The organism is Blastomonas sp. RAC04, assembly GCF_001713435.1.
GTDB classification, from domain to species: Bacteria; Pseudomonadota; Alphaproteobacteria; order Sphingomonadales; family Sphingomonadaceae; genus Blastomonas; species Blastomonas fulva.
The window spans coordinates 828,939-847,762 of the sequence record NZ_CP016460.1 but is presented as its reverse complement, the minus strand read 5'-3'; the positions used below and the strand labels follow the sequence as shown (position 1 = coordinate 847,762).

General features: G+C 61.6%; 18 protein-coding genes and 1 tRNA gene. 7 read left to right on the top strand and 12 right to left on the bottom strand.

What is annotated here, in order from left to right:
* Window positions 1-26: 26 nt before the first annotated feature.
* Window positions 27-998: a thymidylate synthase gene (thyA, locus tag BSY18_RS05100; protein WP_069049884.1), complete on the bottom strand. Its 972-nt coding sequence runs from the start codon at window positions 996-998 to the stop codon at window positions 27-29.
* Between the two features lie 143 nt (window positions 999-1,141).
* On the opposite strand from thyA, the gene BSY18_RS05095 reads away from it, so the two are divergent.
* Both BSY18_RS05095 and BSY18_RS05090 read left to right on the top strand, forming a co-directional pair.
* Window positions 1,142-1,218, top strand: a tRNA-Pro gene (locus BSY18_RS05095).
* A gap of 509 nt (window positions 1,219-1,727) precedes the next feature.
* Entirely contained in the window at window positions 1,728-2,936 is a 1,209-nt protein-coding gene (locus BSY18_RS05090) for an alkyl sulfatase dimerization domain-containing protein (RefSeq protein ID WP_171900176.1), read from the top strand.
* A 5-nt stretch (window positions 2,937-2,941) separates the two neighbouring features.
* Here the strand turns inward: BSY18_RS05090 and BSY18_RS05085 are convergent, their stop codons facing one another.
* From BSY18_RS05085 to BSY18_RS05075, 4 genes are all read right to left on the bottom strand, one after another.
* Window positions 2,942-3,880, bottom strand: a complete 939-nt coding sequence (locus BSY18_RS05085; protein WP_083231317.1) for a helix-turn-helix domain-containing protein — start codon at window positions 3,878-3,880, stop codon at window positions 2,942-2,944.
* 420 nt (window positions 3,881-4,300) lie between these two features.
* The gene (locus tag BSY18_RS05080) at window positions 4,301-5,128 is read right to left on the bottom strand and encodes an NAD(P)-dependent oxidoreductase (protein ID WP_069051709.1); all 828 of its coding nucleotides are present in this window, start codon (window positions 5,126-5,128) and stop codon (window positions 4,301-4,303) included.
* Window positions 5,129-5,157: 29 nt separating this feature from the next.
* Window positions 5,158-5,289 carry a hypothetical protein gene (locus BSY18_RS21555; RefSeq protein ID WP_257785060.1) on the bottom strand — a complete coding sequence of 44 codons (132 nt, stop codon included), beginning with the start codon at window positions 5,287-5,289 and terminating at the stop codon, window positions 5,158-5,160.
* A 1-nt stretch (window position 5,290) separates the two neighbouring features.
* A complete protein-coding gene (locus BSY18_RS05075) occupies window positions 5,291-6,454 on the bottom strand; it encodes a sulfotransferase family protein (protein ID WP_069049883.1) in 1,164 nt (387 codons plus the stop codon).
* Between the two features lie 423 nt (window positions 6,455-6,877).
* On the opposite strand from BSY18_RS05075, the gene BSY18_RS05070 reads away from it, so the two are divergent.
* Both BSY18_RS05070 and BSY18_RS05065 read left to right on the top strand, forming a co-directional pair.
* Window positions 6,878-7,882 carry a zinc-dependent alcohol dehydrogenase gene (locus BSY18_RS05070; protein ID WP_171900175.1) on the top strand — a complete coding sequence of 335 codons (1,005 nt, stop codon included), beginning with the start codon at window positions 6,878-6,880 and terminating at the stop codon, window positions 7,880-7,882.
* 115 nt (window positions 7,883-7,997) lie between these two features.
* Window positions 7,998-8,789, top strand: coding sequence for an SDR family NAD(P)-dependent oxidoreductase (locus BSY18_RS05065; protein WP_069049882.1), 792 nt, complete (start codon window positions 7,998-8,000; stop codon window positions 8,787-8,789).
* Between the two features lie 66 nt (window positions 8,790-8,855).
* Here the strand turns inward: BSY18_RS05065 and BSY18_RS05060 are convergent, their stop codons facing one another.
* On the bottom strand, window positions 8,856-10,055 hold the full coding sequence (locus tag BSY18_RS05060) for an acyltransferase family protein (RefSeq protein ID WP_171900174.1): 1,200 nt from the start codon (window positions 10,053-10,055) through the stop codon (window positions 8,856-8,858).
* 132 nt (window positions 10,056-10,187) lie between these two features.
* On the opposite strand from BSY18_RS05060, the gene BSY18_RS05055 reads away from it, so the two are divergent.
* The gene (locus tag BSY18_RS05055; RefSeq protein WP_150126210.1) at window positions 10,188-11,006 is read left to right on the top strand and encodes a LytTR family DNA-binding domain-containing protein; all 819 of its coding nucleotides are present in this window, start codon (window positions 10,188-10,190) and stop codon (window positions 11,004-11,006) included.
* A gap of 219 nt (window positions 11,007-11,225) precedes the next feature.
* On the opposite strand, the gene BSY18_RS05050 is transcribed toward BSY18_RS05055, so the two are convergent.
* Both BSY18_RS05050 and BSY18_RS05045 read right to left on the bottom strand, forming a co-directional pair.
* On the bottom strand, window positions 11,226-12,215 hold the full coding sequence (locus BSY18_RS05050) for an alpha-ketoacid dehydrogenase subunit beta (RefSeq protein ID WP_069049879.1): 990 nt from the start codon (window positions 12,213-12,215) through the stop codon (window positions 11,226-11,228).
* Entirely contained in the window at window positions 12,212-13,207 is a 996-nt protein-coding gene (locus tag BSY18_RS05045; RefSeq protein ID WP_069049878.1) for a thiamine pyrophosphate-dependent dehydrogenase E1 component subunit alpha, read from the bottom strand. Before BSY18_RS05045 ends, BSY18_RS05050 begins: the two co-directional genes overlap by 4 nt.
* 107 nt (window positions 13,208-13,314) lie before the next feature.
* On the opposite strand from BSY18_RS05045, the gene BSY18_RS05040 reads away from it, so the two are divergent.
* Window positions 13,315-13,653, top strand: a complete 339-nt coding sequence (locus BSY18_RS05040; protein ID WP_335617680.1) for a hypothetical protein — start codon at window positions 13,315-13,317, stop codon at window positions 13,651-13,653.
* A 16-nt stretch (window positions 13,654-13,669) separates the two neighbouring features.
* Here BSY18_RS05040 and BSY18_RS05035 read toward each other — a convergent pair whose 3' ends face one another.
* On the bottom strand, window positions 13,670-15,343 hold the full coding sequence (locus BSY18_RS05035; protein WP_069049876.1) for an FAD-dependent oxidoreductase: 1,674 nt from the start codon (window positions 15,341-15,343) through the stop codon (window positions 13,670-13,672).
* Between the two features lie 137 nt (window positions 15,344-15,480).
* Here BSY18_RS05035 and BSY18_RS05030 point away from each other — a divergent pair, with 137 nt between their 5' ends.
* A complete protein-coding gene (locus BSY18_RS05030; RefSeq protein WP_069051707.1) occupies window positions 15,481-16,275 on the top strand; it encodes an enoyl-CoA hydratase/isomerase family protein in 795 nt (264 codons plus the stop codon).
* Here BSY18_RS05030 and BSY18_RS05025 read toward each other — a convergent pair whose 3' ends face one another.
* From BSY18_RS05025 to BSY18_RS05015, 3 genes are all read right to left on the bottom strand, one after another.
* Complete coding sequence (locus tag BSY18_RS05025; protein ID WP_069051706.1) at window positions 16,276-17,259, bottom strand: alpha/beta hydrolase; 984 nt, start codon at window positions 17,257-17,259, stop codon at window positions 16,276-16,278.
* A 110-nt stretch (window positions 17,260-17,369) separates the two neighbouring features.
* On the bottom strand, window positions 17,370-18,476 hold the full coding sequence (locus BSY18_RS05020) for a Gfo/Idh/MocA family protein (RefSeq protein WP_150126209.1): 1,107 nt from the start codon (window positions 18,474-18,476) through the stop codon (window positions 17,370-17,372).
* Window positions 18,477-18,484: 8 nt separating this feature from the next.
* On the bottom strand, window positions 18,485-18,715 hold the full coding sequence (locus tag BSY18_RS05015; RefSeq protein ID WP_069049875.1) for a biotin/lipoyl-containing protein: 231 nt from the start codon (window positions 18,713-18,715) through the stop codon (window positions 18,485-18,487).
* Window positions 18,716-18,824: the final 109 nt, after the last annotated feature.

Genomic DNA, 18,824 nt, shown 5'->3' with positions numbered 1-18,824 from the left:
CAATAGTGCTGCCCTTCACTCCTCAATCACACAGCGACCGGCGCGGCGATATGGGATTGCGGAGTATAATCGCGCACTTCGAAGTCCTCGATCCGGTAGTCGAAAATGCTGTCGGGCTGGCGGACGATGTCCAGCCGGGGCGCGCCGTGCGGCTCGCGCGACAGCTGCGTCTCCACCAGTTCGCGATGGTTGAGATACAGATGGACGTCGCCGCCATTCCAGATCAGCTCACCCGGCTCGAGATCGCATTGCTGCGCGAGCATGCGGATGATCAGCGCGGCCGAAAAGATGTTGAACGGCACGCCCAGCGCCAGATCGCACGAGCGCTGATAGAGCAGGCCAGTGAGCTTCCCATCGGCGACGAAGAACTGATAGGTCTTGTGGCACGGCGGCAGCGCCATCCGGTCGAGTTCGGCGACGTTCCAGCCCTCGAAGATGTGGCGGCGCGATCCGGGATTGGTGCGCAGGCTTTCGACCAGTTCGGCGATCTGGTTGATGCCTTTGGGGCGCTTGCGGAACAGGCCGGGCTCTGCGTCGACCGGCTCGTACACCGGCCAGTCGGTCCATTGCTTGCCATAGACCGGGCCAAGATCTCCCCAGCGTTCAGCGAAGTCCGCATCGGCGATGATCCGCGCCTCGAAGGCGTCGCGATCGATCTCCTCGCCGGTGGCCTTGCGATAGCTGTCGAGCGGCCAGTCGGTCCAGATGTGCACCCCTTGCGCGACGAGCGGGCGAATGTTGGTGTCGCCGGTGAGAAACCACAGCATCTCGCGCGCTGCGGCCTTCCAGTACACCCGCTTGGTGGTGAGCAGCGGAATCGCATTGTCGGACAGGTCGAAGCGCATCGTCGCGCCGAACAGCGAGCGCGTGCCCACTCCGGTGCGGTCGGACCGTTCATTGCCGTGCGTCCAGATCTGCTTCATCAGATCAAGATACTGCCACTCGAAATGACGCGACTGCGCCTGGTGCGGGGCGCGACTCTGCAATGCGATGTCCATGTCCGCTGGTCTAGCATGCGGCATTTGCCCATGCCATCGCATCGCCGGAGAAAAGGCAAAATGGTCGCTTGCAAGCCAGCCGCACCGTGGCTATAGGCACGCCCCTGCCTCCCAGGCGCCGCAAGGCATCGTGAAGTCTGGGTCGGGGAGTAGCTCAGCCTGGTAGAGCACTGTCTTCGGGAGGCAGGGGCCGGAGGTTCGAATCCTCTCTCCCCGACCATTTAACTTTCTGCAATTGTGAGATTTTTCGGAAAAACGAGACAGGGCCCGGAAACCCTGCCTAAACCTCGTTCCCACAATGGCGTCTTTCGGACCGCATCTCCTGCCTTGCCGAGACAATCCGGCAAAACACTCAAAAACCCTGCGACTTTATGGCGGCGTCACCGCGGCAAGCGAACCGCGTCACCTCAGCGGCGGTATCGCTCTGACTGGCGACCGCGATTGGCGGTCAGGTCGTTTAATGGTTCGAAGCGGCCGCACTGCCAGGGGACGCTGCCATGGTGATGCTGCCCGGCGCTATCGTGACGCCGGCAGTTTTCAGGACAGTGGCGCCTGTACCGCTCGGAGGCCAATTTGTCGGTTTCCGGCCCTCGATTGCTGCATGAGGAACCCGCCTGAGGGGATGGCTGTTGCCGCCGACCGCCGCGTATCAGATAGTGGCAGCGATGTTGGGAGAAAATGATGGCTGGCGGGACGGACACTCCGGGCTTTGGGCTTCGGGTTGCGGACATGGTTCGGTCCGGCAGCGACCAGACCGCACCGATCGCGCGCGCGCCGGGCGTTTGGGAAAGCCGCGGAGTCGGCAACGCGTATCTGCTCACCACCGCTGAAGGCAATGTTCTGGTGAACGCGGGCACGCTGGCCGACGCGCGCAAGGGGCGCGAGCGATTTGCGCAGGTCTCGGCTGCACCGGTCCAGTTCATCGTCCTCACTCAGAGCCATGCAAATCAATATGGCGGGCTCGAGGTATACAAGACGCCTGACAATGTAGTCATCGCTCATCATCTGTATCCTCAGGACCGCACCTATTGCGAGGCACTGTCAGAGCATTACCGTCGAGGTTCGCGGCGCATCTTCGGCGGCATCACCGGCCGCACCGAAGACATGATCCCGACCTGCGAGGTCGCACCGGACCTGCTCATCGGCGACGAAGGCCATAGATTCGAACTTGGCGGGCGGCGGTTCGAGATAATCTGGACGCCGGGTGGCGAGACGCGATCGGCGGTGATCGTTTGGCTTCCCGACGAAAAGATCGCCATAGTTGGCAACCTATTCGGTCCGCTGTTTGGCAACCAGCCCAACCTCAACACCTTGCGCGGCGACAAGCCTCGCTCCGCACTTGAATTCATTGCGTCGATAAAGCGGGTGCGGGCGCTGCGGCCTGAACTGCTGCTCACCGGTCATGAGGCCATCGAGGGTGTGAACCATATCGAAAATGAAGTCACCCGGATTATCGACGCAGTACAATGGATGCACGATCGGACGCTCGAGGGCATGAATGAGGGCCGCGACCTGTGCAGCCTCATGCGCGACGTCAGGCTTCCCGACAAACTTTCGCTGACCGAGGAATATGGCAAGGTCGCATGGAACGTTCGGGCAATCTGGCATGAGTATAGCGGCTGGTTCGATCCTGCCCGCGGCACGACCGAGCTCTATGGCGTACCACCCTCCAGCATTGCACCGGCGATCGCTGAACTGGCAGGCGGTGCCGAGTGTCTGGCCGAACGGGCGCAAGCCTTCGTCAATCAGGGCAGACCGCTGGAGGCACTGCATATGCTGGATATCGCGCTGACCGCAGCGCCCGGCCTCGCCGCCGCGCGCGCTGTGAAGCGGGCTGCGCTGATGTTGCTTGACGAGCAGACAGGTGGCACCAACCTTTGGGAGCGGCGATGGATCGCCGCAGCGCTCCACGAATTGGAAGAAACTGCGCCCGGGTGATCCAGTCAGGCGGCAGGCGCGTTCTGCTTAATGCCTCGCAACATCCTCTGACGAAAGACGAGTGGCGTGACGCCTGTCGCGCGCCTGAATGCATAAGTGAAGGTGGATTGCGAAGAGAAGCCGGTGGCGTTGGCGATCGACTTCAGGCTCTCGTCCGTCGCCAGTCGCCGCTTCGCCACCTCAATCCTGTGCTGCGCAATATAGTCGCCGATTGAGCAGCCGCGGCTTGTGCGAAAGCCGCGCGTCAGCTGCCGCACCGACAGGTCACAGCGGGCGGCGAGCTCGGCCAGCGTCGGGATATCTCCGGGCTCGGCTAGGCGCTTTTCAATAACGCGCATACGCCAAGCTGCAAGTCCCCCCAGTCGAGCGGGCTCCTCCATCGCAGTCAGCGTACGCGCGATCTCGACCGAAAGGATAAGGACCAGGGCATCGCAGATTTCCTTGCCCGCGACGCCGGGATGCAGAACCTCCTGTGAAAGCCGGACAAGCAGTGTGCGGATCTCAGAGCTTGCGATATTGAGGCAAGCCTCCAGGCGGCGGTCCGTCCAGTCAAATCCGTCCGGAAGCCAGCGGTCAACTGCGTCGGCAGCCAAGGCACAGATCAGCGAGATGTGCTGGCCTCCCTCGTTTTTCAGATGCAGCTTGAAGCCGGGGGGGAAGGCGATAATTGCGCCCATGCTGCCGAAGCGGTGCGGCCCCCAGTGATCGAGGTAACGCGCGCGCGAGTCAGGGCGTCGCGGCGTGAGGCAAAGATCCACCCAATAGAACTTCCGGCGGCAGAACAGATACTCATTCGGACCTTGGTGATTAAAACGCGCAACCCAAAGCTGTGCATTAGGCAATTTCAGTTCAGCCTCGATCATGACCTTGGCAGGGCCAGCAGTGTCGCTCGGCTGCCCGCGTTTGCCAATTTCTCCCAGGCGTTTGAGCAATTCACTTGCCATGTGATTCACAGGTTCCGTTTGCCCAGACTTTAGGAAAGCAAAACCATGCCAGGGCTACGCGAATGACATATGTGCTTCAGTGCGATCACTCTGGGAACGTGCTCAGGTCTGACGCGGACACCAAAGGTCTGCCATGCGCGATCCTGTGTCAAGCTCGCCCATCTGTCGGGGCATCGGCGAATTCCGGATAGTGTGGCAGGCTTTTCATCAACGCGCCACCCAAGAGGCAACCTGCCGCACCCAAACCCAGTAAAGGGCTGTAATCGGCGGAGCTGCCGTCGATTGCTTCCGCCAACAGGGGTCCAACCCCCGCAGCCAATGCCATAACTGCAGCCATGCTTGTGAACGAGCCCCTCCAGCAAAACCGAAATGAATCCAAATGATGGAAGTGCGCCACCCATTCGCGGAACCTGCATGACGTCAGTTATCGTCATCAGCTGTGGTCGCCGGCCCCACGGCGCGCTCAAGAAAGTCCGCGCCGGCATTGCGCAATGCGGTGAAACTGGGATCTCCTGCCCCCAGAACTTCGCCCAGAAGCCGCATGTCCTTTTTGAGCAGCGCCGCGCCATGGGCAAAGCTGGTCGGAATCGGCATCCGTCCGCGCACGCCGAGGCCAAAGCTTTGTCCGCTGCTTGCGAGCATCAGTTCAAGCAGCGCGCCCTGGTCGATCCCGAGGTTCAGGCCCGCCTGAAGCGCAGCATCGGCCAAGCCGATGTTCGCAGCGAGCAGCGAATTGTTGATCAGCTTGGCATGCTGCCCCGCCCCCACCTCCCCCAGTCGCACGATCAGTCGCGCAAAGGTTTCAAACACACGCTGCGCTGCCGCGATGACGTCGGCATCGCCGCCGAGCATCAAGGTCAGCGTTCCCGCCTCAGCAGCCGGCGAACCACCGCTGACCGGCGCATCGATCAGCCCGATGCCGCGCGCGGCGGCTTCGCGTGCGATCGTTCGGCACGTCTCGGGATGGATCGTCGAGTGGATCGCAATACGGGCTCCACTCCGCATTGCGGGGATGAGTTCAGCGCAAACCTCCCGCACATCGTTGTCGTCGACGACACAGATTCCGACATGCTCGGCACTGCGTCCCAGTTCGGCGATTGTTGAAGCGAAGCGCGCAGACGTGCCGCGATACGGAACGAGGCTGGCATCCCGGCGCGCCCACAGCATTGTTGGAAAGCCCGCATCGATGATCCGCCGCGCAATCGGCGCACCCTGGCTGCCCAAGCCGATGAAGCCGCAGGCCGTCATTTGGCCTGGCCCTGCCTGGCTGGTCCCGCTCATAGCGACGCAGCCGGGTATCTGCCGCCGGTCAGTTGCAAGCCGCCGAGGTCGTCCGGCTGCGCTTGCGTGAAGCGGGGGTTGGCGAACACCGAAGTGAACCGGGCGAAGAAATCGATCGAACAAGCCATGTCAGCCATCCTTCCGCGCGACGGGGTGAACCCGCAAATAGTCTGAGAAATAGGGCTCCAGGTCCTTTCTGGTCAGCCCCCATTCCTCCAGCGAATAGCTATGCTTACCGCGTTTGTTCTGCGGATTGCTGTCGAGCCAACCCTGCATCCCGGCTTCTGCGGTTTCGGTCCAGTCATTTCCAAGCCAGCGGTAGATCTGTTTTAACTGGGCCAGCGGATCGGCGACCAGCTCGTCGTAATAGCAATGGTAGATGTCGTCTGGCCGCTCGGCGCTGACCTCTAGCGGCCGCGATGCATGCAGCGCGAGCTGGAGCGGGAAGTATTGGCGCATGTATTCCGCGCCCTCGTCGACTTCGAACATGGGCCGGGAGTTGCCGCGCATGCCGAGTGACGATCCGACCACCGCATAGGGATCGCGATGCGTCCAGATCACGCGCGCATCGGGAAAGGTCTTGAACAGCTGCCGTATGAAGAGCGAATCCGAAGGCATTTTCAGCACCCAACGGCCGGGATTGGTGGACTGAAGGATTTGCAGCACGCGCTTGCGATGTTCGAAGGCGGTCGTCATGTCGGTGAACATCAGCCAATCGTGGTAGGTCGGCACCGTTGTCGTCACCGCGAGCATCAGCGAACGGAAGTCCTGCGCAATCAGATGGACGCATTCCGTGGGCCCGTCGCCCGGCTCGAAGTGCGCAGCGGCGACCTTCGGTGCCATCTTCAGCATATTTTCGTCGCGTGCCACTTCGGCTAGACAACGCGGATCGGTCTTCAACGCGCCAGGTGCGGCGGGCGGCGCGGCATTATAAGCTTCCCAACGCAGCATCGAGCGATTGGCTGGATCGGCATCCAGCATATAGCTGAGCATGGTCGTGCCGGTGCGTGGCATGCCAAGGATGAATACGGGCCGATCAATCGGCTGGTCGAGCACAGCCGGGTTGCGGCGGATGTATTCGTCCACCTGCATCCGGGCGGCGAGCGTTTCGACATAGCGGTTGCGGACGATCATCTCCCCGCGCTCGGTCAGCCGATCCTGCCGGGTATGGTCATGCAGGAGTATCTCGAGACCCTCTTTCCAGCTATCGCTGTCGGGATCCGGCACCGCCACCTTCTCGCGCGCTGCGTTGACGATCTCGCTGAACCCCAAAGCCATTTCGGTCTCTCCCATCGCATTGCGGCAAAGACCGATCCCTCGAAACGTGATCTAGAGCCTGCCGATTGTGTCGATCCGTTAGACATCTCCAAAGGCCGCCTGGCAAAGTGCGTCCTTGTGGATCGAAGGTCATTTTATCGATCACGAGCCGTGAAGCAGGCACTGCGAATGGCGAATGAACATGCTTCAATCATTCATCTTTCCAGATCGGAGAGGGCGCGCAATCAACTGGACCGCTCGGAATTTTTGCTGCGACGCTTCGCGGTGATGTCTGGTGGATCGTAACCGTCCGCGGCGGAAAATCGGAGCAATGGCAACACGCCAATCTTGGTCCACTCTATGGCCCTTGTACGATAAAATGTCCGGATCAAGCGCTTGTTAGGCGTCCTTTGCCGACGCTAATCGACTTGATACGATATGAGTGAAATCGGGAGAGCTATGATGAAGGTAGGCGTGCTTCACGCGGCGGGCGATCTCAAGCTCGACGAGGCTGAACGACCGAGCACCGGACCGGACGATATCGTCATAAAGGTGGTCGCAGCCGGCATATGCGGGACCGACTTGCACTTTCGCAACCGAGGGACTCGGTTCGGCACACCCATGCCGCTCGGTCACGAATTTGCGGGCGAAGTGATCGATGTCGGCGCTGACGTCAAAAGCTACAAGCTCGGCGACCGAGTCGCGTACAACTCGAACAACAGCCCTGCAGATATGGGCCGTGGCGGCGAGTGCGGGGGGTTCAGTGACTATGTCATCCTGCGCGGCGTCGATGCCCACCCCCAATCGCTGTGCATGATCCCCGACAGCGTGAGCTATGATCATGCCGCGCTGGTTGAACCCTTGTCGGTGTCCGAGCATGCGATCAACCGCGGCGAGGTAGAGCCGGGCGAAAGCGTCGCGGTGTTCGGTGTCGGGCCCATCGGGCTGGGTATTGTTGCCGGTCTCAAAGCCCGCGGGATCGAAGACATCATCGCGTTCGATCTTTCGCCGCTGCGTCGTGAACGCGCGCTGGCCATGGGCGCGCGCCTCGCGCTTGATCCGCGCCACTATCCCGTGGCCGAGACACTTAGCCGAGAGCGCGGCATGGGCAAGGTGTGGGGCGTGGATCTGCCGAAGACAGACGTCTATTTCGAGGTGAGCGGCGGTCGCGGGGTGCTGGCAGACATTATGGCCATGGCCAACAAACGCAGCCGGGTGATCGTCGTGGCAATGCAGCCCGAGCCGCTGACATTCGACGTCAGCCGCCTGATGAGCAAAGAGACCAGCCTGATCGGCGCGTCGGGCTATCCGTCGGAATTCCCCGAAGTGATGGCCAAGCTGGCCGATGGATCCCTCGATGCCGAGGCGATGATCACCCACCGCCTGCCATTCAGCGATTTCCTGAACGCCTTCGAGGTGGCCAACGATGCCAATTGCGCTGCCAAGGTCGTCATCACCTTCTGAATTTTTGCGTCGCTGATCAAAGTGATGACGCTGAATTTCGCAGACATTCCCGAGTGCGTGTTTGCCGATGCATTTGCGGCACCTCTCGTCACTCGCACAGCCTTGGAGGCCTGACATGAGCAAAGGACTATTCGATCTCACCGGCAAGGTCGTGCTGGCGACCGGGGCCAACAGCGGAATTGGTCTCGGCTTTTTGCAGGGATGCGCCAAACAAGGCGCGGACGTGGTTGTGTGGAGCCGTCGGGCCGACCGCAATGCGCAGGCTGTAGAAGCGCTGAAGGCGCTCGGCGCGCCACGTGCGCACTCTGAATCGGTTGATGTAAGTGACGAAAAGGCGGTTGAAGCGGCTTTTGCGTCTACGCTTGGGGCGATGGGCCGGGTCGACTGCGTTTTCGCCAATGCCGGGTTCAGCAGCAAGGCCGGATCCTTCCCTGACATGACCAGCCAGCTTTATCACGAGTTGCTTGGGGTAAACCTTCACGGAGCATTTTATACGCTGCGAGAGGTAACCAAACATATGCGCGAACGCGCTTTGGCGGGAGACCGCGGCGGATCTATTGTAGCATGTGGCAGCTTATCCATGTTCCGCGGGATTCAAGGCATGGAGCACTACGGTGCGGCGAAAGGTGCAATAGCCTGCATTATTCGTGGCCTAGCAGTCGAGATGGGGCAATATGGCGTCCGCGCCAATATGATCGCTCCCGGCTTTTTCCCTAGCGGGCTTATGGACGGAGCGTCAGAAGAAGAGTCCACAGCTCTTATCAAGCACTTCTCAAGCATCACTCCACTCGGCCGGGTCGGCCAGTTGATTGATATAGAAGGCCCTGCCGCCTATCTCGCTTCTGATGCCTCCTCGTTTCAAACCGGAGATATCCTGATCATTGACGGCGGTCGTATGGTTAAATAACGCGCGCGAAACACTGCCCATGATGCCGGTGACGTTCGCCTGTTTGGAACGGGGAACGTAGCTCCGTCAGAGCTTCTCAAAGGATTGGCTCCTGACTTCTTGCGCTGCTGTCGCCGAAAGCGAGCGCGGGGTCACGCGCTTCAGCCCGAGGAAGGGTCGCAGCCAGTTAACCCGCCGGGCGCTTTCGTAGGTCAGCGCGCAGCCCAGCAGGGTCGTCAGCAGGATCACCCCGAAAGCCAGCCCCGTCTGCGCTCCGGCCTGCTTGAGCCAGAAACCGGCTGCAATGATGATTGTCTGATGCGCGATGTAATATGGAAAGATCGCCTCGGTAAGGTAGCGTCGCACCGGACCGTCGTGGTGAAGGTGGGTCTGGGCGAAGCCGATAAGGCCTAGGATCGCGGTCCATGCCAGCGCGGTGCGTGCCAGCAGGCGGGCGGTTTCCCACGCCGATGTTCCATCGCTCATGCCATGAACTGCAAACAGCGCGGCACAGGCCAGCGCGGCGATGCCAAGCAGCGCAGGCCATTGGCCAAGAATAGTGGTCCAAGCAGCACCCGAACGCGCCAGCGCCACCCCGAAGAAGAAGGCAAAGCCGTAGATCGCGTGAGCATAGGGATCGTCGAACAGGGCATGGGTCTCGCCAAACACGGGGTGCAGAAGCAGCCGCGCCAGTGCCAGCCACACCATCGGCAGCACCACGAGCCGCCAACCGGTGAAAAGCTGGTCGAAGCCCCGCTGCAAGAGCACTCGCACCCGTGCGGGAAGTGCCGCGAGCACCGCCAGCATCAGCGAATAGGCCCACAAATAGGCAACGAACCACAAGTGGTTCCAGGTGGGTAGCGGCGTGCCCCGGCTGCCGCCGAACTCGAAATAATCGTTGAGCCAGAAATGCACGAAGCCGGCCTCGTAGGCACCCCTGTCGCGCAGTTCGAACCATGGCTGCGGGGCGACGAACAGCATCATTCCCGCCAGCAGCGGCACCGCGAGACGCGCAGATCGGCTCGCTGCAAAGCCGCGCGGCGTCGCGAGCTTGCCCAGCAGCGCACGTGACACCACGCCCGAAATCACGAACAGCAGCATCAGCCGCCACGGATTGACTGCCATCATCGGCCAAACCGCCCAATCGACCGGCTCGGCGGCTTTGACGTGCCATGCCCACGGCACGAAGAACATCCCAATATGATAAAGGATCAGCAGCGCAAAAGCGCCGATTCTGAGCCAATCGAGGCCATATTGGCGGCCAGTCATCCCCGTGGTGGCTTGCATAACACTTCTCCATCGCATCTAATCTGGACCGGGCCTAAGCTGCGGCCGTCCATCGCGTCATCGCGATGGTGACGGGCGGCTGAGCCGGTGGGACAGGTGGCGGGGCGGCGTGTGACGAGCGGCGGGATTGGAGTGGCGAGTGGTACGCGGCATGGCAGGTGGCTGCGCCGCGATCCGCGGGCAATTACCTCGCTGACCTTTGCCGGATTCGGTTTGCTATACATGGTGGTCAATGCGGTGAGCCTGATAGACCAGCGCCGCGCGCTGGGTCGGCCGATTGCCGCATGGCAGGCGTGGGTGCTGGAGGGCACCAGCTTTGCCGCTTGGCTCATGCTGCTCCCCGTCGTGCTGATGCTTGCGATCCGGCTCGCACCGCGGCCGCTATGGCAGGCTACGCTTGGTCATGTGGTTGGCTGCGTCGCTGTCTCGGTTGCCCACACCCTGCTCATGGCCGCGCTGCGCATTGTAGCGTTCGACATCTCAGGGCTGGATTACGCGCCGAGTGAAACGCTAACCACGCGGCTTCTGTTTGAAGCACGCAAGGACGTCATCACTTATATCTCGATCCTCGCAGTTTTCTTGCTGGCGCGGCGGCTAATGGCCGAGACCGGGCCGTTGCCAATACGTCCTTCTGCCGAAGCGGCACTGATTGAAGTGCGTGATGGCAGCCGCATGGTGATGCTGCGCCCTGACGAGATCGACTGGGTGAATGCGGCCGGCAATTATATCGAACTCCACGGCGATTTCGGCACTGAACTGGCGCGGCGGACCATGGCTGGTATCGAAGCGGAGCTTGCTCATTACGGCTTCGTCCGCGTTCACCGCTCGCGGCTGGTCCGTCGCGCGGCAATCGCGTCGACCGAGACACGCCAAAGCGGTGACTTCGACATTACATTGCGCTCGGGCGCGGTGATCAGTGGCAGCCGTCGTTTCCGGCAAAACATAACCTGAATTCAATGGGCGCGTGAGGCGTCCGATACCTACATAATTCACCACTGGGGAGTTTGGCCACGACCAAATAGAAGCAAGTCAGCATCGCCCGGTATTCGTGTTGAATTCAGAGCACGACTTGTTCCGGCAGCTTCTATCAGGACCAGACGTTCGAGCCGACTGATCTCAACTACCGGCCCATTAGCTGCACATCCATTGTCGGCATTGGGTGGTACCTACCTATTCCATCATCGCCTTGGCCTGAGCCAGGATCGCTTCAGGCTGTACGATGAATGCGTCCTCCAGAACCTTGGCGAACGGTACAGGGCAGTACGGACCGCCGAGACGCTTTACCGGGGCCTTGAGTTGGCCAAACATTTCGTCGGCAATGGTCGCAGCGATCTCCGCACCGGGCCCGAAGGCCTTGACCGCCTCGTGCACGATCAGGGCACGTCCCGTCTTGGCAACCGACGCCAGCACTGCCTCCTTGTCCCAAGGCGAAATGGTGCGCAGGTCGATCAATTCCGCTGAGATGCCAGCATCCGCTAGCCCGGCAAGCGCCATCTGACAGCGCATGACCTGGCCCGACCAGCTGATGATCGTGAGGTCGGAGCCTTCGACCATAACATTGGCCTTGCCCAGTGGAATGGGTCCTTGATCGTCGGCGACATCGCCCGGAACGAACAAAGTCATCCCGTTTTCGACGAAGATGCACGGGTCGGGATCCTGAATACAGGACAGCAACAAGCCCTTCATGTCGGCCGGATTGGAGGGACACACCACCTTGATCCCAGCGGAATGCGCAAACCAGCCTTCGAGATGGTCGCTGTGCTGGCCCGCAGTTTGCCAGCCTGCACCGGTGAGCGTGCGAATGGTGATGGGAACGCTTGTCTGCCCGCCGCTCATGAACCGCAGTTTTGCGGCATGGTTGAAGATCATGTCCATCGCAACGGTCGTGAAATTCATCAGCATGATCTCGGCCACCGGCTTGTAGCCCGCCATCGCCGCGCCGATGGCGGCGCCTATGATCGCCTGTTCCGAAATCGGTGTCGTGCGAACACGGTGTCCACCGAATTTGGTGGAAAGCCCCCGCATGGTGCCGGTGACGCCGCCCCCCTGCGGATCGGCGATGTCCTCGCCCAGCACGACAACCTTGGGATCCGCCGCCATCGCGTCCATCATCGCAGCGTTGATGGCCTGAATCCCGTTCATCTTCAGCATCTCGGTCATGCTGCAATCTCCTCGGCGAACACATCCCGGCGCAATTCGTCCACGGATGGCAGTGGGCTGGCCATGCCGAACGCTTCGGCATCGGCGATTTCGGCTTCCAGATCGGCCTGCATGGCGGCGAGCAGCTCTTCGCTGGCGTGGCCCTCTGCAATCAATCGGGCGCGAAGTGCGGGCAGCGGATCGTTGGCGATTGCGGCTTCCTTGACTTCCTTGGGGATATAGAAATCGTCATCACCCAGCACATGGCCCAGGAAACGGAAGGTCTTGCATTCCAGCAGGGTTGGCCCGTCGCCCGCACGGGCCCGCTCGATCGCGACCGCCATATGTGCATACATGTCGTCCGGATCGTTGCCATCCACGGTAAACCCGGGCATTCCATAGGAGATGGCCCGCGTCGAAATCTTGTCGACCGATGTCGCGACATCATAAGCGGTGTGCTCGCCATAGCCATTGTTGGGGCATACGAAGATCACTGGCAGCTTCCACAGCGAGGCAAGGTTCAGGGATTCATGGAACGCACCGATATTGGATGCCCCGTCTCCGAAGAACGCGACCACCACTCGCGAGGATCCGTCCATCTGCGCAGCCCAAGCCAGGCCATTCGCAATGGGCATCGACGAGCCGACGATCCCAGTGGTGACCATCACGCCCATCTCGGGATAGGTCAAATGCATCGGTCCGCCCTTGCCCTTGCAGGTGCCGTCCACCCGGCCTGCGATTTCAGCCCACAGGGGGCGCAGCGGCATGTCCTTGGCGACCATATCCTGAATGCCGCGATAGATCGTGCAGATTTGGTCCTCGTCATTGAGCAGGTGGCCGATGGTGGCAGGGATCACTTCCTGCCCCCGCGCCGAATAATAAGGCATGGTCAGTCGGCCACGACGGATCGTCTTGCGGATCGCATCGTCATTGCGTTCGACGCGCAGCATGCGGCGATAGATATCGACGAGCGCGTCCGGGCCAGGTTTTGGGGCGTTGCTCTGATCTGCCATGATAACCTTCTGATGTCGTGGACAAGGATCACGTTAGTCGGGCGTTGGCAGTGGCAGGTCAATGCGCCGTGGCGATATGTGGCTGGCCTGCGCGATATGCGCGGGCCATGGCGCGTTTGTACCGCCAGAGTGCATTACCAGTCGCATCGCAGGGACATACAATGATTGCAGAAGACAACGTCGTTTCAAAAGCAGAAAGGGTCGCCGCACTGGAGGCAGAGCTGGAAAGCGCAGGCGAGATATCGGTTGCGGATATTGAGCTTCAGCACATGCGCGGGGTGCTCCACGCCTGGGTCGATGGGGTTGTAGGCATCGTTTCGTCGCCCGGTGTCGGGCGAGTATCGCTGATCCACGCCGATGGCAGCCAATCGAGCATCGCCTCTTCCCGCCTGCCCTTCCTGCTGTCGCGCCCTGTTCGTTTCGGCAGCGCCGAAGGCCCTGTTTGAACCTCAGCCTAATTCGCTAAATCTGGTTGCCGATTCCCGCAGCGTGACGTGCCGCCAGATATCCGAACGCCATGCTGGGTCCGATGCTGGCCCCGGCCCCAGGATAGACCCCGCCCATCACCGACGCGCTGGAAACCCCGCACGCGTAAAGCCCTTCAACCACAGATCCATCGGCGCGGGTTACGCGCCCCGCGGTGTCGGTCACTGCCCCGCCATAGGTCGAGACATCGCCCGGCACGATATCGACGGCATAGAACGGCCCGGTGTCGATCCGCCCGAGGCTGCGTTCCGGAGCAGGTGTGGCCGACCGGAATGGATCCCCCAGCCACTGGTCGTATGCCCGCTCGCCTCGATGGAAATCCTCGTCCCTTCCGGCATCGACAAAGCCGTTCCAGCGGGTGATCGTCTGCGCCAGTACTGCCGGGTCACAGCCGATCTGCTCGGCCAGTCCCTCAACCGTATCGGCCTGTTTGAGGTAGCCGGTTCCACGCCACATATCGTAGTATTTGGCCATCTTGACGCCGCCGATCGCATACTCGCTGGCAAAATTGCCGTCGAATACCGCCCAGCTCGGCACAGCGGGCACGGTCTTGTTGCGCTCCCACATGGTCTGGCAGAACAGCTCGTAGCTGCCGCCCTCGTTCATATAACGCATGCCCGACTGATCGACCACGATCGCATGCGGCTTGCCGGTTGTGCTCTGGATCGGCGGCTTAACGAACGCCTTCTCCCAACCGGGCATCCGCGTCATCTGGTATCCGACCATCTGATCCATCTGCCCGAGAACCCCGCCAACCCGCTCCATTTCCGGGTGAAGATCGCCGGTATCGCCCGGCGGGGTGTTCGACCATGCCGCCTGCGTTCCGGGCATATACCGATCGCGCATCGCCTGATTCTGTGCAAAGCCGCCTGCATTGACCAGTACCCCCAGCCGCGCGCCGATGCGGCCCCTGTCGGTCACCACACCGGTCACCCTGCCATGCTCGACGATCAGTTCACGCACAGGGGTTTCTGTGCGGACATCAACCCCTGCCTTGAGCGCGGCCAGCAGCATCCGCCCCTGCAGCGCAGCGCCCGCAGATACCCAGTCCTTGCCCGTCACCTTGGCCCACAGGATACGCAAGCCGATCCGTGCCATCAGCGCCTTGATCTTCCAGCTTTTTGCGGCGTACGGCAGCTGCATGCCCTCGGCCAGTCGCGCCGGGGCATGCGCAAATCCGGGCTGGAGCCGGTCGGCCCATTCCGGCCCCAGTTCCTTCTTGTTGAAATAGCGTGCCGTCAGCGTGCGTGTCGTTTTGCATCCACCCGGCGCCTCATCGTAATAATCGGGCCAGAAATCGCAGGTCCGCTCCAGCGCGACGCCCTGTTCGACCAGAAAATCGATCATCTTCGGGGCTTCGGTCACATAGGTCAGGCGCTTTTCGTGCGTCGATCCGGGCAGATCTTCGCATACCGCATCGAGATAGGTGATCCCTGCCGCAGCGCTGTCCTTCTCGCCCGCTTCAATCATGAAACGGTTGTTCGGCACCCAGATGACCCCGCCCGATTTGGCGGTGGTGCCGCCAACCGTCGGCATCTTTTCGAGGATCAGCACCGACTTGCCCGCCGCGCGCATGACCAGCGCCGATACGAACGAGCCCGCCCCGCTGCCGGCAACGACCCAGTCGTAGGTCTCGTCAAAACTGCTCATGCCCAACTCCCCGGTCCAATGATCCTCGCGCGCAGCGCGGGGGTACGATACGACTAGAATGGCGGTGGGCGGCGCGCACAAGTGGTTATCGCCCCAGCGGCATAGGCATATCGCCATGGCGTGATATGGAGGGCGACATGACCGACCTGCCCTCATACGAAACCATATTGCTCGAACGCGACCGGCGGCTGCTGCGAGTGACCCTGAACCGCCCCCACGCGCTCAATTCGTTCAATCGCCAGCAGCATGATGAACTGCCGCACGCTTTGGCGTTCGCCCGCGATGACACAGGCTCGGACGTCATATTGCTGACGGGGGCGGGCCGCGCCTTCTCTGCAGGTGGGGATCTGGCGCATATCGAAAACAACGCCAAAAACCCGCACCTCTTCGACCACGAGATCGAAATGGCGCGTGCGATCATCCTGACGCTGCTTGATACCGACAAGCCGGTAGTGTGCCGGATGAATGGCCATGCTGTCGGCCTGGGGGCAACGCTCGCATTGTTCTGCGATGTCATCTTTGCCGTGGATACGGCGAAGATCGGCGATCCGCATGTCGGGCTTGGGCTCGTCGCGGGCGATGGCGGCGCGATTATCTGGCCGCAACTGATCGGTCTTGCTCGCGCAAAGGAATATCTGCTGGGCGGCGGGCTGCTCCTCGCGCCACGTGCTGCCCAGATTGGGCTGATCAACCACGCCCTGCCCGCGGACGAACTGGACGCTGCGGTGGACGAATTCTGCAACCGGCTGCTGGACGGCGCACAACAGGCAATCCGATGGACGAAGCGGCTCACCAATATGGAGCTGAAGCGTATTACAGAAGCCGTCCTACCCGTAGGGCTGGGTTATGAGGCTCAGTCCGTCCGAACCGCCGATCACCGCGAGGGCATTGCGGCGCTGAAGGAGAAGCGGGCGCCGCGTTTCGGCGGCTGACTAAGGTTTGCCCCTGCTGGCCTCACCGGCGGCTTCATTTCGACCTAGCATCGCTTTTGCCAGCGAGAGGATGTGATCGAGGTCGCGCTGCGCCGATGGGATAGCCCTGCGGAATGTCGCGAAGCCATGGATGTTGCCCTCGGCCTCATAATAGCTCACCGACACCCCCGCTTTTGCCAGTGCGCTGACGAATGCGCGTCCCCCGTCGCGTAGCGGGTCAAGCGCGGCGGTCGCCAGCACCGTGGGTGGCAGACCCTTCAGGTCGGCGAGCAGGGCGGAGTGGCGCGGACTGTTGACGTCTGGCGCATAAGCCTCGCCGTAGAATTGGGAATCGGCAGAATCCAGTCCGTATCCGTTCGAGAAGGCTGCCATCGATGGATAAGGCTTCGAAGCATCGGCCATCGGATAGAGCGCGACGAGGAGTTCAACGGGCACGCTGGCGGGCTTGTCGCGCAACGCCAGCGCGGTGACCAATGTCAGCGTTCCTCCTGCACTGTCGCCTGAAAGCACCAGCCCGGTGACCTCGCGCCCCATGGCTGCGCCATTGGCTGCGATCCACCGCGCCGCCGCTTCCGCGTCATCCGGCGCTGCGGGCCATTTATGCTCGGGAGCCAGACGATACTCGACCGATACAACGGGTATATCGAGCTGCCGCGCCATCTCTGCCGCCAGCGCTGCATGGGTGGCGATGCTGCCGACGACGAAGCCCCCACCATGATAGAACACGAGCACCGGGCCGGGAGAACGCTCCTGCCTCGCGTCAAACAGCCGCAGGTCGATCGCCCCGCCGGGACCGGGCATTGTCAGCTTCCGGTCCACCGCAAGTGCAGGCACCTCCACTTCCGACTGGGACATCATCACGGCGAGCTGCTCGGGCGGAATCTTGCGGATCATGGCGATGGTCGGCGCGTTCATCGGCGGTCGCGGCTGTTTGACAAGGGCGTCGAGATAGGCCTTTGCGTCGGGACGGATGGTGGGAGTCATGGTCAATTCTCCAGATCTGGTCGGTTCATCCTTGCCGTTGACAGGAATGGCACTTGCAATCGCCAGGGCCAATGCTGAGCCCAGAATTCCTGTCATCATGGTCATTCTCCTCAGTGAATTCCGTCGACGCTAACCCAGTGCCGCCGCTGGCTGGATAGCCGGACCGCCTCAAGCACCCGTTCGATCTCGAAAGCCTGCGCGAAATCGGGCGATGACCTGCCCTCGCCGTTGATCGCCCTGACCATGGCATTCATGGATAGCGCCATCGGGAAGGCGGGCTGGATGTCGGCCGACCAGTCAAGGCTGACAGCAGGATCGTTCTTGAATGCTTCGGGAACCGCAATCTCTTCCATCGCCCCTCCAAGCTGGCCTCCGAACAACCGGCAATCGCGCGCAGTCGGAAAGGTCGGGGATTGCGCCCGCAGCCGCCCTTTGGTCCCATAGATATCAATCAGCCAGCCATCGTGTAGCGGGAGACTCCAGCTGATCTGCAGCGCCATCGTCAGACCAGAGGCGAATTTCAGGATCGCATTGGCGTAATCGGTGTTGGCCGGCACGACCACATCGCCATCGGGGAAGACCCATTCGCGCAAGACCTGGCGGTCATCGGCTACCAGCTCGGTAACTGGGCCGAAAAGATGGGTCAGCATATAGAGCGCATGGCTGCCGTTGTTGCGCATGGCGCTGACCCCGGCACTGCCATCGGCGAACCAGTTATAGGGAAAGCGCTTGTCGGGCTGGTTGAACAACGAGATGTTCAGGCGGCAGCTTCCGCCAAGCGGCTCGCCGACATATCCGTTTCGCAGCATCGTGTGCATCTGCCGGTGGGCTGGAATGTATTGCGAGAAGGCATCGACCAATGCAATGCTGCTGCTTGCGCTGCGGGCCGCCTCGATGGCCTTGGCACCGGCCCAGTCCGGCGCGTGCGGGCTGGCGTTGTAGATATGCTTGCCGTGCCTGAGCGCTGCGAGCACCATTGGCAAACGCACCGACGGGCGCGTGCCGAGGTCGACAATGTCGATGTCCGGGTCCTGGCACATCGCCTGCGCGTCGCAGAAGGCACGGGGTAGCCCCAGCCGTTGCTGTGCGGCTTTGGCAGTGTCCTCCCGGGATGTGCAGATCGCGGTCACTTCCACACCAGGCACCGCACGCCAGGCAGGCAAATGAGCGAACGCTCCCCAGCCTGCGCTGACGATGCCTACGCGCAGGGCGGTCACGCCCGCGGCTACTCGATATAGCCGATGACGGTGCCAACCTCGTAGGTTTCGCCTTCCACGCCCAAGATTCGCAAAATGCCCGACGCCGGAGCCTCGACTTCGTTGGCGGACTTGTCCGCTTCCAGCAGGTACAGGACGTCGCCCTCGGCCACTTCTTCTCCGTCACCGAACATCCATTCGGCGATCTGCCCCTCGTTCATCGAAAAGCCGATCTTGGGCAAAAGGATTTCGGTGGCCATGGCATGCATCTTTCAGTGTGTGCGGGAGGTTGCACCATACCTAGGCGGCAGGACACTGCGGGCAACGCTTTTTGGCGTCTCGCCGGTTCATATCGTTGAAGCGATGAGG

Bases quoted from the DNA above. Each gene is read 5' to 3' on its own strand.
- BSY18_RS05030 (WP_069051707.1), top strand. From the start codon at position 15,481: ATGACCGACCTGCCCTCATACGAAACCATATTGCTCGAACGCGACCGG.
- BSY18_RS05040 (WP_335617680.1), top strand. From the start codon at position 13,315: ATGGCGCGTTTGTACCGCCAGAGTGCATTACCAGTCGCATCGCAGGGA.
- BSY18_RS05070 (WP_171900175.1), top strand. From the start codon at position 6,878: ATGATGAAGGTAGGCGTGCTTCACGCGGCGGGCGATCTCAAGCTCGAC.
- BSY18_RS05060 (WP_171900174.1), bottom strand. From the start codon at position 10,055: ATGCAAGCCACCACGGGGATGACTGGCCGCCAATATGGCCTCGATTGG.
- BSY18_RS05080 (WP_069051709.1), bottom strand. From the start codon at position 5,128: ATGACGGCCTGCGGCTTCATCGGCTTGGGCAGCCAGGGTGCGCCGATT.
- BSY18_RS05085 (WP_083231317.1), bottom strand. From the start codon at position 3,880: ATGGCAAGTGAATTGCTCAAACGCCTGGGAGAAATTGGCAAACGCGGG.
- BSY18_RS05045 (WP_069049878.1), bottom strand. From the start codon at position 13,207: ATGGCAGATCAGAGCAACGCCCCAAAACCTGGCCCGGACGCGCTCGTC.
- BSY18_RS05025 (WP_069051706.1), bottom strand. From the start codon at position 17,259: ATGACTCCCACCATCCGTCCCGACGCAAAGGCCTATCTCGACGCCCTT.
- BSY18_RS05065 (WP_069049882.1), top strand. From the start codon at position 7,998: ATGAGCAAAGGACTATTCGATCTCACCGGCAAGGTCGTGCTGGCGACC.
- thyA (WP_069049884.1), bottom strand. From the start codon at position 998: ATGGACATCGCATTGCAGAGTCGCGCCCCGCACCAGGCGCAGTCGCGT.
- BSY18_RS05075 (WP_069049883.1), bottom strand. From the start codon at position 6,454: ATGGGAGAGACCGAAATGGCTTTGGGGTTCAGCGAGATCGTCAACGCA.
- BSY18_RS05050 (WP_069049879.1), bottom strand. From the start codon at position 12,215: ATGACCGAGATGCTGAAGATGAACGGGATTCAGGCCATCAACGCTGCG.
- BSY18_RS05090 (WP_171900176.1), top strand. From the start codon at position 1,728: ATGGTTCGGTCCGGCAGCGACCAGACCGCACCGATCGCGCGCGCGCCG.
- BSY18_RS21555 (WP_257785060.1), bottom strand. From the start codon at position 5,289: ATGGCTTGTTCGATCGATTTCTTCGCCCGGTTCACTTCGGTGTTCGCC.
- BSY18_RS05035 (WP_069049876.1), bottom strand. From the start codon at position 15,343: ATGAGCAGTTTTGACGAGACCTACGACTGGGTCGTTGCCGGCAGCGGG.
- BSY18_RS05015 (WP_069049875.1), bottom strand. From the start codon at position 18,715: ATGGCCACCGAAATCCTTTTGCCCAAGATCGGCTTTTCGATGAACGAG.